Below are 12,363 nucleotides of genomic sequence, written 5' to 3'. Positions count from 1 at the left end.
CTCACTCCTCCAAAACCCGATAACCGCGGCCAATAACCGTTTTTAGAGGAAGTGAAGGTAATTTCTTTCGTAGATTTTTCATGTGATTATCCAAAACACGGCTATCCAGTTCCTCGTAACCCCAAATAGCAGTCATTAACTGACTTCTACTCACGATTTGCCCTTTCCTTTTAACCAAGTAAAGTAAGATATCATACTCTTTCTTCGTCAAATCAATAGACTGACCCGCCAGTTCAACACAGCCTTCCTCAGGAAAAATCTGAATATCAACTACTGATAGACTCTCAGGAACTAGTTTGTTTCGCAAAATATTTTCCACCCGCTTCATTAAAATCAGGGGGGAAAAAGGTTTGGTCACGTAATCACTGATCAAGTGATTAAAACTAACGAGCTGTGTATATTCATCATCCATGGCTGTCAACATCATGATAGGAACTTGTGACGTCTTACGAATCTCTTTAAGCACTTCAATCCCCGTGCATGACGGAATCATGACATCCAAAATGATTAAATCGAAGTTGTCATCTTGAAAGGCCTCCAAAGCCAGTTTCCCATCAAAAACTGCCAAGGTCTGATAACCCTGTTCTCCTAAAAATTCACAAACAACTTGGTTGATGACGGGATCATCCTCCACAACCATAATTTTTACCATGCTGGTATCGTCTCCTCTTCTGAGTTTTAACTTTATTATAATATTCCAAGCTTGACCAGGCAAGCTTTACAGGAGAGGAAACTGTAATTTTCTCAAAAAACAGACAAAAAACAGATAGGGAGCAGAAAGAGTTTAGTTGCCTTTGCTATAATGAATCTAGAAGTTGTACAGTTATAACCAAACTGCACAGGAATAACTATTATTATTTTATGAGGAGGTGAGCTTTTTATGAAAAAAAAACTGACAACTTTGCGCTGGTTTGATATTATCATTGTTACCTTCATTATGTTTGGGGAAGGTATTTACAAATCAACCCTCCAATATATCGCCTTGATTAATCACACAACCACGTTGGGAAATAATCTTACCTTTTCTAGTTGGCAAAATTATCAGGCTTTGGCTATTCAATCAATCTGGCTTTTCCTTGCCTTTATCTATCTGCTCTGGCGAAACTTTGACTTTTCGGTCTGGACACGACATATTAAGATTGATGCTTGGCTTCCGCTTAAGGTTATTGGACTTTTTTTGATATCGGCACTGGCTATGGATGCCTACTCACTGATCAGTTACAATCTGACAACTCCCCCAACACCAAGTCTGGTACAGCTTTTTTCTAATGTGGATTTATCTCTAATTCTTTATTCACTGCTCAATGGTTTTTATGAAGAGATTTTCTTTCTGGGCGTCTGCCTTGCTGTTAAACCTCAGCACATTAAATGGGCTTTCCTTTATTCTCTTCTTATCCGCTGCAGCTTCCACACCTATCAAGGTCTTGGAAACGCTATTGCGCTGGGACTTTTGCTTGGTCTCATTTTCTTTATCTGTTACAGAAAATGGAAACCGCAAAACCTGCTTCCCTTCTTTTTAGCACACGCCATTGCTGACACACTTGGCTTAACTATACTATCTTATATTCTTTACTAATTCTATTTTTGAAAGGAAATCTACTTCGTGAAACATTTTTTCTACGCATAAAATGAAACTTGTCATTTTTCTAGCTATTTGGGGATTCTTCTCGGGCTGTAAAGTTCTCTTTAACTACTTTGGTAAGCCAAATGGTTAGCAAAAATATCCACTCTTTTTGCTAACCATTTCATTAGTTGCACTCTATGCCTTGCCGATGATTTTTCTTACTCGTTATTTGGCCAAACGCTTTGCTGTCTCCAAAAGCGTTGTTAACCTAAGCTGGACTTTAGGCTTGACTGCCAATCTTTACTTTTCTGGTCTTGGACAAACGAAGGAACCAGTTGTTCTTGCTTGTTTAACTCACTTATCGAAGGTTGAGGGCGTTAAATCATATTCTTTGATCAGTTCACTGCGTTTTCTACCTGCATTGTGCAAGTCAACGATTTGTTGTTTGAAGTCATCTGTGAAGTAACGGCGAATTTTTCTAGACATAGTTTTTCTCCTATTTTCTTTAGTGTAGAACACTTTATAAATTCTGTCTAGTTTAGTGTAACCTGTTCAGACATTGCACTTGATTCTTGAGTGTGAAAGAGTATGAGGACCCGTTTTCAGATGGCAGATTCAGAACACGATAAATGCCCGTTGTTACGGGCATTGGTCAAGTAACCATAGCATTAACCTGAACGTTTTCAGCGAACGACTTTGGTCGTTACTGGAGGAGAGCGGCTTACAGTCGGTGTACAAGCTACTCATTTTAACGGATGATTGTGACCTTTTTTAAAAACCGCACGTTGTCAAGTTAAGTGCAACAAGTTCATTGATAGCTAGAGTTCCAGAGGTTAAGCTGTTTGGACTAGCCCAAACAGAAATTTTGAGGCTTGATACTGAAGAAGTCGTCTTGGGCGCTCATTGATGGCAGTGATATAATTTTCCAGTTCTTCAGAGGTTAGTGAATTAAGTGAGACTCCTTTAGGGACATATTCTCTGAGGAGGCCATTGAAGTTCTCGTTTGTGCCTCTCTCATGTGAAGAATATGGATGTGCAAAGTAAACATCAACAGCTTCCAAGTCTGAGAGTAAACTAAACTCAGAACCATTATCTGCTGTGATGGATGCAATAGGATACAGACTGGTGAGATGCCTTACAGCACTATTGATGGTGTGGGACTGTTTGTCTTCTAGCTTAACGCCCAGTGCATAGCGTGTCTGGCGCTCTACCAAAGTCAAAATAACAGCTTCATCTTTGGTTTTCTTGCCAAGAACCAAATCAATCTCCCAATGCCCAAATTCAGAACGGTCATTGATACACTCTGGACGTTCTTCGATAGACTTACCCAAAGTCTTCCGATTCGTCTTCGTGACTTTCTTAGAACGTTTTCTGATACTAACCATCTTAGGCAGATCAATTGGTTTAATAGCTAACAGCCCCTATTTGATATAACGATAAATCGTTTTGGTAGAGGGTACGACTTCTTCAGGATGGGTTGCTTTATAAGTCTGAACAAAACTATCTACGCTATGGAGACGGACGTTAGCCTTCAAGGCATCTCCTAATTGTTCAATGAACCTAGCGGAGCAGTCATTCAACTTGAGATAAGAACACTTTTGACGATTGGTTTCATAGACACGTTGTCCACTATCAGCGAAATAGGCGCTGAAATAGGTTCGTTTCCCATTTTTATCCTGTACCTAATTAACTGAACCACGTCTGATTTCTCGGCAGATTGTAGAACGGTGACGACCCAGGAGACGAGCAATCTCAACTGGTTTCTTTCCCATTTTAAGATAAGCAGCAATTTCACCACGTTCTGTGGCTGAGAGATGAGAATAGGATGATTTTTTGGTAGAATGAGTGTTAGACATGTTCATCTGCTTTCTATACTGAGTTGGGGAATTCTAGTATATCAGACGAACATGTCTTTTTTGTTGCACTTCATTTTACAACGCGGGCATTTTTTAAAAAACAGAAAGACTACAGATAAAGAACAGACATATTGTAGAAGCATTTATTATAATTAATTTATCAAGTAAACCTGTTAACAATTCTACTTATTTCTTATGGTTTGCCCCCCCTTTAGAAAAGGTAGGAGTTGCAACATGAAAGGAGGTATCTTTTGATTGCCATATTGGTCGGTGCTCTATTCCTGCTGAGACTTTTCTTTTTAAAGATTTCTATCAGAAATGAGAAGCAGATTTTAGCGGATGGAGGTGAAGAGTTCGGCGTAGCTAATACAAAGTTGTTGACCCTTGCTCATATTCTCTTTTATGTAGCCTGCTTAATGGAGGCCAGCATTAAACAAGTATCATTCGATACAGTAAGTGCTTTCGGATTGATTCTACTTGTTTTTGCAATGGTCATGCTCTACTGGGTTGTTCAGCTTCTGGGTTCTATTTGGACAGTGAAGCTCATGTTAGTTAAGAACCATCGCTTTATTAACCATTGGTTGTTTCGAACAATAAAGCACCCAAATTATTTTTTGAACATCTTACCTGAGCTCATCGGATTAGCACTTTTATGTCATGCAAGTTACAGCTTCATTCTGCTATTTCCACTTTATGCCTTTATTCTTTATAAACGTATAAAAGAGGAAAATAAGTTGTTAAAAGAAGTGATTATCCCAAATAGTCAGCAATAATTTTTAAGCAGATTTACAAACCAGAATCGTTTACTCAATCAAATTAAAGGAGGAAGATATGAGAAAACAAACCATTCTTAACAATTTACTACTCAGTACAGCCGTCTTGGGTACTTTAATGGTATCCCAGCTACCAGCGATCAAGGCAGAGACGGTGTCTGAAATAAATCCATCAACTGTCACTGAACCAGTGACCAACACCAAAACAGAACAAATTCAGAATAATAATGTTGGAGTAAACACTGTGTCTATTGCCCGAGAACAACCAACTTCCAACACCGTTAAATGGATAGTAACCTTTAATGCAACCGGCTGGAGTTTCTCTTCCGAAAGCGTCGGAGCCTACTACTTCTTTACTCCGAAAAATGCTACTATTACCAGTATTATAGATAATAGTACTAGTCAAGAGTTGATCAATCAATTCTCAACGACAGGTCTGTTTAAAGCTTACGATAAGAATCACCCAACAGATGGACTTTCCAATCAATGGGGATGGTCTGTGGGTAGGATTTCCTCTAGAGATACAAGATTAGATGAATGGAAAAACACAGACCTATTTTCTAAGGTCTTTGTTCTAAATGAAAGAAAAGATAAGGGTCCTGTCACATTCACTATCACAGCTACATTACCGAATGATAACCAGCAATCCTTTCCATTTGTAGCAGTTATGAAACGATATGCGTACTTTGCTCCCGTTGAACCTGCTTCTCTCGCAGCAACTACGTTTGTGAAAACTCCCCAAAATGATGGTATCATATTATCTCCGTTGAATCCAGAAAAACCAAAGGAAAATCCAACTGAACAACTTACAATTACCTTTAAAGAGGGCAACGGAGAAAATATTCTAACAGATCCCTCTGCAAAATACTATATTCGTAACAATCCCGCTGTACAAACTGTCTCTCCTGGAACTCGTTTAAAGGATGTTCTTCCCCGAATAAAAACTGCTTCGCCTGGTATAGAACCTCAACCAGGCGAACTCGTTCTTCAAATAGGTTACAAAATAACAGGTTGGGTGGATGAACAGAACAGACCAGTTGATGAAAATACTGTTCTAAAACAGTCAATGACTCTATCACCTGTTGTGGAGAAGGAAGTCTCAGAAGATAAACCGATGGAACCTAAGGAAGAACCTAAAGTCTCAGAAGACAAACCGATGGAACCTAAGGAAGAACCTAAAGTCTCAGAAGACAAACCGATGGAACCTAAGGAAGAACCTAAAGTCTCAGAAGACAAACCGATGGAACCTAAGGAAGAACCTAAAGTCCCAGAAGATAAACCGATGGAACCTAAGGAAGAACCTAAAGTCCCAGAAGATAAACCGATGGAACCTAAGGAAGAACCTAAAGTCTCAGAAGATAAACCGATGGAACCTAAGGAAGAACCTAAAGTCTCAGAAGACAAACCGATGGAACCTAAGGCAGAGCCAAAAGGTCCTCAAGTACAAGGGGCGCCTACATCAGTTAGTCCAAATACTCCAACCGTCGAACACACAATCAACACCAAAAAAACAGGAAAGGCGACGTTACCAAATACAGGAGAACGTAGTAGCATTTTTGTAGGGATTGGAGGAGTACTTGTAGCGTTAATAGCGGGTCTCTTTGCACTAAGACAGAAACGTTCTAAAAAACAATAAAACAATAAGGTTCCACCTATTGTTAAATAAGAAATAAACAATAGATTGAAGTTCAATCTATTGTTTTCTGTTATGTGACTTTTAGTCCGTGACACTCCGTAAGGTGCGTGATAAGTCATAACCACCCGTGAAAACGGGTGGCTTGTACACCGGCTGTAAGCCGTTAGTCTCCAGCAGCGTCTAAAGACGCTAGCTGAACGTTGTTCAGGTTATGCTTCTATTACTTGACTATTGCCCGTAACAACGGGCTTTTATCGTGTTCTGAAACTTCCATCCGAAAATGGATCCTCATATTCTTTTACGCTCAACTTATCAAGAGCAATGTCTGAACAGGTTACACTAAACTAGACAGAATTTATAAAGTGTTCTACACTAAAGAAAATAGGGAAAAAACTATGTCTAGAAAAATTCGCCGTTACTTCACAGATGACTTCAAACAACAAATCGTTGACTTGCACAATGCAGGTAGAAAACGCAGTGAACTGATCAAAGAATATGATTTAATGCCCTCAACCTTCGATAAGTGGGTTAAACAAGCAAGAACAACTGGTTCCTTTAAAACTATTGATAATCTTACAGATGAGCAGCGTGAGCTGATTGAGCTCCGAAAGCGTAATAAAGAACTCGAAATACAGCTAGATATCCTAAAGTAAGCGGCGGTGATTATGGCACGAAAAGAGAAGTAATCACTGCTAACAAAGACAAATATAGTATTTCAGCCATGTGTCGGTGGTTGGGTATTCCTCGTTCTAGCTATTACTACAAAGCTGTGGAATCCGTATCTGATACCGAGCTTGAAGAAAAAATCAAAGCTATTTTTCTCGAAAGTAAGGCCAGATACGGAGCTAGGAAAATCAAGAAATGTTTGAAAAACGAAGGCATCCAGCTGTCTCGTCGTCGGATTCGTCGCATCATGCACAGACTCAACTTAGTATCCGTTTACCAGAAAGCAGCCTTCAAGCCATATTCAAAAGGGAAGAATGAGGCAGCTATTCCTAATCACTTAGCCAGACAATTTCATCAAGAAAAGCCTCTAAAAGCTTTAGTGTCAGACTTAACCTACGTTCGTGTCGGTAATGGTTGGGCTTATGTTTGCTTGATTATTGACCTCTTCAATCGTGAAATCATTGGCCTCTTCCTTGGTTGGCACAAGACTGCTGACTTGGTCAAAGAAGCCATTCAAAGCATTCCCTACGCTCTGACCAAGGTCAAACTCTTCCATTCTGATCGTGGTAAGGAATTTGATAATGCCTTGATTGATGAGATGTTAGAAGCCTTTGGCATCACACGTTCACTGATGTCCTTATGACAATGCGGTCGCTGAGAGTACCTATCGCTCCTTCAAACTGGAATTTATCAACCAAGAAAACTTCCGCTCTCTGGAAGAATTAACCCTTAAAACTAAGGATTATGTCCATTGGTGGAACTATCATCGAATCCCATGGCAGTCTTAACTACCAAACGCCAATGGATCTTCGATGGATTGCCTAACGAAATACACTTTATAAATTTTGTTCAGAAAAGTATTGCCTTTCCAAATAAATATTTAAGACTCTACGTAAAAACGGTAACAACATCAAAACATAAAAGAGTAAAAATAGGACCTTTGACAGGCTGATATGATGGATAACTTGCCCCATATCTTCCCTTACATCTCGCAGATAATCTCGCAAATCTTTTGATCGACTATCTAAGAGATGACGAATCCCCGTAAACATGAGGGTAGGCTCTAGATAGGCCACCAAAATATTGACTACAACTAAGAGAATAAACAAGATAGAGACGAAAATATTAGCCGAAAAAACTTTGAAAAAATTGGTCGGTGAAAAATAAGCGTGTCCTGTCAACGACAAGAGAGACTCCGCTATCCATGAATTGAGTGGTATCCAGACCAACTCCATGACCAAAAACACGGTAAAGAACAAGAGTAAAATTTTATCTAGATTATCATATATTTTTTGAAATTCATGTGTTATTTTTTTATACGCTCTAGTTTTCCTTTTTTTCTAGCAGATCATTTCTGATTTCAAATACACATCCACCATACGCTCTGTTGCGACAACTGAGTCCATATGGGTACGCTCATAGGAGTGGCTAGACTCGATACCAGCACCGAGAAGAGCATGACGAACGTCTGCGCCTGCCCGCATGGCTGCCGAAGCATCACTGCCGTAATAAGGATAAATATCCAATTTAAACGGAATATCATTTTTTTGAGCCAATGCTACCAACTGTTGACGGAGTTCATAATGATAAGGACCTGAACCATCTTTAACACAGATCGAAACCGTATATTCATCCGTCTGTTGGTCATCCCCCATTGCTCCCATATCCACAGCCAAGTATTCTACCGTTTGCGCTGGTAGGCTTGAGTTGGCACCGTAGCCAATTTCTTCATTGTTTGAGAAGTAGAAATGAGTCGTATAAGGGAGAACTACTCCTTCTTCCTTGTAAACTTTAAGTAAGTTAATGAGAATGGCTGCAGAAACCTTGTCATCCAAGTGACGACTCTTGATGAAACCTGACTCCGTTACTGTAGTACGTGGATCAAAAGAGATAAAATCTCCGACCTCAATACCAAGTGCGCGTGTTTCAGCTGCAGAAGTCACTTTTTCATCCAAACGAATTTCCATATTGGTCTGATTACGCTCAGCTGTGTTGGCATCGCGGTAAACATGAACAGAAGTTTGATGCATAAGAATAGTACCAGTGTAGTTTTTGCCATTGCTTGCTACATGGATCAGACAGTTTTCTCCCTCAATAGATGGATAACCAAAGCCACCGACCAAGTCCATTTTGAGACGGCCATCTGGCTTAACCGCACGGACAATAGCGCCTAATGTGTCCAAGTGAGCTGTCACGACACGGTGTTCTTGGTCATTTTGTCCTTTAACAGACACCATGACGCCTCCTTTTGGCGTTTTCACAGCTGCGTAACCAAAAGACTCAGCTTCCGCTTTGATATAGTCCATGATGGCTGTGGTAAAGCCGGTTGGTGAAGGGGTGTTGGTCAATTTTACAATATAATCAAGTGTATTCATGAATTCTCCTTTTTTATCTATTTCCATTATATCATCTAGCTAGTTCTTTTTGGTATACTAATAGTATGAAAACATACGAAAAAATTTACCTCTTACTAGCTCAAGCAGAGGATTCCATCAGCGGAGAAGAACTAGCAAAGAAGCTGGGAATTTCAAGAACAGCCGTTTGGAAGGCCATTCAGCAACTGGAAAAACAGGGTTTGGTCATTGAAGCTGTACAAAATGTTGGCTATAAACTGATCAAAGGAGACCTCCTCGTAGCCGATTGGATTAGCCAGGGTTTGGCTATCCCCGTCCATTACCAGGCGCATAGTCGCTCTACTCAGCTAGACGCCAAAATTGGCTTAGAGTCTGGCAATGTAGCCCCTGCCCTCTATCTTGCTCCCTCTCAAGAAGGAGCGCGTGGGCGTTTTGGTCGTGCCTTCTTCGCGCCAACTGGAGGAATCTACATGACCCTTCATCTGACACCAAATGCTAGTTTTTCCACTATCAAACCCTACACCATTTTGGTAGCGGCAGCCATTGTCAAAGCCATCGAAAATCTGACGGGACTTGAACCACAAGTCAAATGGGTCAATGACATTTACTTAAAGAGGAAGAAAATAGCTGGTATCTTGACAGAAGCCATTTCGTCCATCGAGACACAAACGGTAACCGATATGATGATTGGGGTTGGTCTCAACTTTCACTTGGAACATTTTCCGCAGGAATTAGAAAACAAGGCGGGCAATCTCTTTGAACAAGCTCCAACTCTTTCGCGAAATGAATTAATCGCAGAAATTTGGCGGGTCTTTTTTACAACTTCGGATGATCAATTAATAAAAATCTACAAAGAAAAATCACTCGTTTTAGGAAAACAAGTGAGCTTTGTGGAAAATCAGATAACATTTCATGGACAGGCAAGAGTCATTACCGATACAGGGGAGCTAATCGTGCAACTTGAAAACGGGCAAGAAAAAATCCTCTCCAGCGGGGAAATTAGCCTTTCTTCTTGGAACGCGGAATGACCGTTTGAATAAATTTGGTCACACGATAGCTAAAGCGTAAATTGCGAAAGACAAAAAAAGCATAGAGGCAGGCCCAAAAATAATCTCCTGCAATAAAGGCGGCATTCATCCAATAGGTCGCAAGAGCCGTAAAAATAGCTAAAATTAAAAACTGTGAAACTCTCATATCATTAGTATAGCAAAAAAACAGCGAATTCGCTGTTTTTTTAGTTACTTATTTTCTTTTCGAGTCGTAAAAATGAAACGATGAATGACTATCTTCATAGGGGAATGTAGAAATTGGTAACAGCTTCCCCATCAATCCTCCACAACTGTCACATCATCTGCTAAAAATTGAAACCCTTCTGGTAGGAGGTTCTCCTCCTTCTCCTCTGCTGCTTCAGATTTTTGTCCCTTCACTTTGGCAGAAAACTCAGCGCGAATAGCTGTCCAATCCTCTTCTGCGATGGCCAAAATTTGCGGTGAAAATCCAGCTGCACTGCTGAGAATATTCCCAAACATGGTATTCAGATTATCTCGTTTCATGGTTTGCTCAGCATTAAAGCGAGAATCAAAGGCTAGGATAGCATGATTTTCATTGGCTGCGACAGGCTTAGAGCCAATCAAGAGCGCCTTATCTGCGCCAGCTAAACTTTCAATGATTTCACCCCAAGCATTTTGCAATCGCATGAGATTCTCACGCGCAAGCTGAGGATTTTCCATGGCTTCCTGCAAAATCAGGTGCACGCGATTGGTGTCTGGACGATAGGCCTTGCGAGTTTGTGGTTTACGGCTAACCGGTTTAACATCACTTGGTTGGCTAGATAGGGTGTTCACTTTTTCCTGTAAAGCGACTACTTGTGCCTGTAAACCAGCGATTTGCTGGGCAAGATTCTCTGGAATGGCTGCTGTCTGACTGACATTGGCTTGAGCCAGTTGAATGGTCATCATTTCTGCATAAATCTTGGGCTGTGGACTAGACTTGATATCTGCCAATCCCTTAGTGACCTGACCAATGAGCTGGAAAATCTGGTCTTGTGGTAAATTCAGATTGTCCAAGAATACTTGACTAGAATGCGTATTCCCCCCGCCAGTCTGGACAATCAAGAGGTCCCGCAAATAATGAAGCAAGTCTGTCGCAAAGCGACTCATACTTTTCCCATTATCAAAAATGGTCTGCAATTGTGCCAAAGCGGCCGACGCATCCTGCATACGGATAGCACTTACATAGTCATCCAAGGCAACCAAGCTAATTGAACCCGTAATTTCTTCCGCAATCGCAAGGGACACATAACTTTCTTGACTGAGGCTGAGGGCCTGATCCAAGATAGACAAGGCATCACGCATCCCACCTTCTGCTCGACGCGCAATCATGGACAGGGCTTGCTCATCGTAGGAAATGGCTTCCTTTTTCAAAATCCAAGCCAAATGTGCCTGAATATCCGACGTCTGAATAGCCTTAAATTCAAAACGCTGTACACGCGAAAGAATGGTCGCTGGAATCTTGTGCAGTTCTGTTGTTGCTAGGATAAAGACGACGTTTTCCGTCGGTTCTTCCAAGGTCTTCAACAGAGCGTTGAAGGCCCCGGTTGACAGCATATGAACCTCGTCAATGATATAGACCTTGTACTTGGCTAGGCTAGGTGCATAGGTCGACTTATCACGGATATCACGGATTTCGTCCACACCGTTGTTTGAAGCCGCGTCAATCTCGATGACATCCTCTAAACTGCCTTCGGTGATTGATTGACAGATATAGCAATCATTGCAGGGCTCGCCATTGACTTGATTGGTGCAGTTCATTGCCTTAGCAAAAATTTTAGCTGCGGAAGTTTTACCTGTCCCACGTGGACCTGAAAAAAGGTAAGCATGGCTGATTTTTTCCTGCTCAATGGCTTGGCGCAAGGTAGTCGCAACCACTTCTTGTCCTACCATTTCCTGGAAGGTCTGGCTACGGTATTTTCGATAAAGAGCTTGGTACATTAGTTTTTCTCTCCAAACATGGCAAAATTCCAGTCTGTTTTCTCTATCAACAAGGCAACAAATTTTTCCAAATATTCTTGGTCAATGGCGTCATAATCCGCTACCAAACTAGAATCCAAGTCCAGCACACCTAACAATTTCCTATTTTTTACCATGGGAACAACGATTTCAGACATGGCTGCGCTGTCACAAGAGATATAGTTGGCATGGGTCCGCACATCATCCACAATAAGAGTCTCATTTTTTTCTGCTGATTCCCCACAAACACCTTTTCCAAGTGCAATATGAACGCAGGATACATGGCCTTGGAAGGGCCCAAGCAGCAATTCTTGACCATCAAAAAGATAAAAACCTGTAAAGACAGAATTCGGCAGGGCCTGCTTAAGTAGTGCAGAGGCATTGGAGAGATTGGACAAGGCATTGCGCTCCCCGTCTAAAAGAGCCTCATGCTGAGCCAATAGTAATTGATAGTTGGATACTTTTTCTTGATTTTTCATGTTCTCATTATAGCATAAAATCGCTAC

The 12,363-nt window shown here is 41.0% G+C and carries 10 protein-coding genes and 5 pseudogenes; 6 read left to right on the top strand and 9 right to left on the bottom strand.

Annotated elements, in window-relative coordinates; all coding sequences use genetic code 11:
- Position 1 precedes the first annotated feature (1 nt).
- Positions 2–652, bottom strand: a complete 651-nt coding sequence (locus tag ACHUFA_RS02505) for a response regulator transcription factor (RefSeq protein ID WP_394404814.1) — start codon at positions 650–652, stop codon at positions 2–4.
- 228 nt (positions 653–880) lie between these two features.
- Here ACHUFA_RS02505 and ACHUFA_RS02500 point away from each other — a divergent pair, with 228 nt between their 5' ends.
- On the top strand, positions 881–1,576 hold the full coding sequence (locus ACHUFA_RS02500; protein WP_394404813.1) for a CPBP family glutamic-type intramembrane protease: 696 nt from the start codon (positions 881–883) through the stop codon (positions 1,574–1,576).
- Positions 1,577–1,921: 345 nt separating this feature from the next.
- Here ACHUFA_RS02500 and ACHUFA_RS02495 read toward each other — a convergent pair.
- Positions 1,922–2,050 (bottom strand): annotated as a pseudogene (locus ACHUFA_RS02495) (transposase); the annotation flags it as partial.
- Between the two features lie 69 nt (positions 2,051–2,119).
- On the opposite strand from ACHUFA_RS02495, the pseudogene ACHUFA_RS02490 reads away from it, so the two are divergent.
- A pseudogene (locus ACHUFA_RS02490) lies at positions 2,120–2,193 on the top strand (IS200/IS605 family transposase); the annotation flags it as partial.
- A gap of 204 nt (positions 2,194–2,397) precedes the next feature.
- On the opposite strand, the pseudogene ACHUFA_RS02485 reads toward ACHUFA_RS02490, so the two are convergent.
- A pseudogene (locus tag ACHUFA_RS02485) lies at positions 2,398–3,420 on the bottom strand (IS30 family transposase).
- Between the two features lie 251 nt (positions 3,421–3,671).
- On the opposite strand from ACHUFA_RS02485, the gene ACHUFA_RS02480 reads away from it, so the two are divergent.
- Both ACHUFA_RS02480 and ACHUFA_RS02475 read left to right on the top strand, forming a co-directional pair.
- The gene (locus ACHUFA_RS02480) at positions 3,672–4,193 is read left to right on the top strand and encodes an isoprenylcysteine carboxyl methyltransferase family protein (protein WP_222350202.1); all 522 of its coding nucleotides are present in this window, start codon (positions 3,672–3,674) and stop codon (positions 4,191–4,193) included.
- A gap of 58 nt (positions 4,194–4,251) precedes the next feature.
- Entirely contained in the window at positions 4,252–5,829 is a 1,578-nt protein-coding gene (locus tag ACHUFA_RS02475) for an LPXTG cell wall anchor domain-containing protein (protein WP_394404812.1), read from the top strand.
- Between the two features lie 251 nt (positions 5,830–6,080).
- On the opposite strand, the pseudogene ACHUFA_RS02470 reads toward ACHUFA_RS02475, so the two are convergent.
- Positions 6,081–6,158, bottom strand: a pseudogene (locus ACHUFA_RS02470) (IS200/IS605 family transposase); the annotation flags it as partial.
- 66 nt (positions 6,159–6,224) lie between these two features.
- Between ACHUFA_RS02470 and ACHUFA_RS02465 the strand changes: the two are divergent.
- Positions 6,225–7,320 (top strand): annotated as a pseudogene (locus tag ACHUFA_RS02465) (IS3 family transposase).
- Positions 7,321–7,331: 11 nt separating this feature from the next.
- On the opposite strand, the gene ACHUFA_RS02460 reads toward ACHUFA_RS02465, so the two are convergent.
- Together ACHUFA_RS02460 and ACHUFA_RS02455 are read right to left on the bottom strand one after the other, a co-directional pair.
- Positions 7,332–7,805 (bottom strand): glycerophosphoryl diester phosphodiesterase membrane domain-containing protein, encoded by a 474-nt coding sequence (locus tag ACHUFA_RS02460; RefSeq protein WP_394404961.1) that lies wholly within the window; start codon positions 7,803–7,805, stop codon positions 7,332–7,334.
- A gap of 30 nt (positions 7,806–7,835) precedes the next feature.
- Positions 7,836–8,870, bottom strand: a complete 1,035-nt coding sequence (locus tag ACHUFA_RS02455) for a M42 family metallopeptidase (protein WP_394404811.1) — start codon at positions 8,868–8,870, stop codon at positions 7,836–7,838.
- Positions 8,871–8,935: 65 nt separating this feature from the next.
- Here ACHUFA_RS02455 and birA point away from each other — a divergent pair, with 65 nt between their 5' ends.
- Positions 8,936–9,877 carry a bifunctional biotin--[acetyl-CoA-carboxylase] ligase/biotin operon repressor BirA gene (gene birA, locus ACHUFA_RS02450; RefSeq protein WP_394404810.1) on the top strand — a complete coding sequence of 314 codons (942 nt, stop codon included), beginning with the start codon at positions 8,936–8,938 and terminating at the stop codon, positions 9,875–9,877.
- Here the strand turns inward: birA and ACHUFA_RS02445 are convergent.
- The 3 genes from ACHUFA_RS02445 to ACHUFA_RS02435 form a co-directional block, all read right to left on the bottom strand.
- The gene (locus ACHUFA_RS02445; RefSeq protein ID WP_222349119.1) at positions 9,849–10,043 is read right to left on the bottom strand and encodes a DUF3272 family protein; all 195 of its coding nucleotides are present in this window, start codon (positions 10,041–10,043) and stop codon (positions 9,849–9,851) included. The two genes, birA and ACHUFA_RS02445, sit on opposite strands and share 29 nt — an antisense overlap.
- Before the next feature lie 131 nt (positions 10,044–10,174).
- Positions 10,175–11,839 carry a DNA polymerase III subunit gamma/tau gene (dnaX, locus tag ACHUFA_RS02440; RefSeq protein WP_222349118.1) on the bottom strand — a complete coding sequence of 555 codons (1,665 nt, stop codon included), beginning with the start codon at positions 11,837–11,839 and terminating at the stop codon, positions 10,175–10,177.
- Positions 11,839–12,336: a GAF domain-containing protein gene (locus ACHUFA_RS02435; RefSeq protein WP_222349116.1), complete on the bottom strand. Its 498-nt coding sequence runs from the start codon at positions 12,334–12,336 to the stop codon at positions 11,839–11,841. Before ACHUFA_RS02435 ends, dnaX begins: the two co-directional genes overlap by 1 nt.
- Between the last annotated feature and the right edge of the window lie 27 nt (positions 12,337–12,363).

Source organism: Streptococcus hepaticus (assembly GCF_043656315.1).
Taxonomy (GTDB): domain Bacteria; phylum Bacillota; class Bacilli; order Lactobacillales; family Streptococcaceae; genus Streptococcus; species Streptococcus hepaticus.
Note: the sequence above shows the minus strand (reverse complement) of the source record. Positions and strands in the feature narration are given on the sequence as shown.

What these genes read in the sequence shown, in the direction of transcription:
- ACHUFA_RS02505 (WP_394404814.1), bottom strand. Translation starts at nt 652, where the DNA reads ATGGTAAAAATTATGGTTGTGGAGGATGATCCCGTCATCAACCAAGTT.
- ACHUFA_RS02500 (WP_394404813.1), top strand. Translation starts at nt 881, where the DNA reads ATGAAAAAAAAACTGACAACTTTGCGCTGGTTTGATATTATCATTGTT.
- ACHUFA_RS02475 (WP_394404812.1), top strand. Translation starts at nt 4,252, where the DNA reads ATGAGAAAACAAACCATTCTTAACAATTTACTACTCAGTACAGCCGTC.
- ACHUFA_RS02455 (WP_394404811.1), bottom strand. Translation starts at nt 8,870, where the DNA reads ATGAATACACTTGATTATATTGTAAAATTGACCAACACCCCTTCACCA.
- birA (WP_394404810.1), top strand. Translation starts at nt 8,936, where the DNA reads ATGAAAACATACGAAAAAATTTACCTCTTACTAGCTCAAGCAGAGGAT.
- ACHUFA_RS02445 (WP_222349119.1), bottom strand. Translation starts at nt 10,043, where the DNA reads ATGAGAGTTTCACAGTTTTTAATTTTAGCTATTTTTACGGCTCTTGCG.
- dnaX (WP_222349118.1), bottom strand. Translation starts at nt 11,839, where the DNA reads ATGTACCAAGCTCTTTATCGAAAATACCGTAGCCAGACCTTCCAGGAA.
- ACHUFA_RS02435 (WP_222349116.1), bottom strand. Translation starts at nt 12,336, where the DNA reads ATGAAAAATCAAGAAAAAGTATCCAACTATCAATTACTATTGGCTCAG.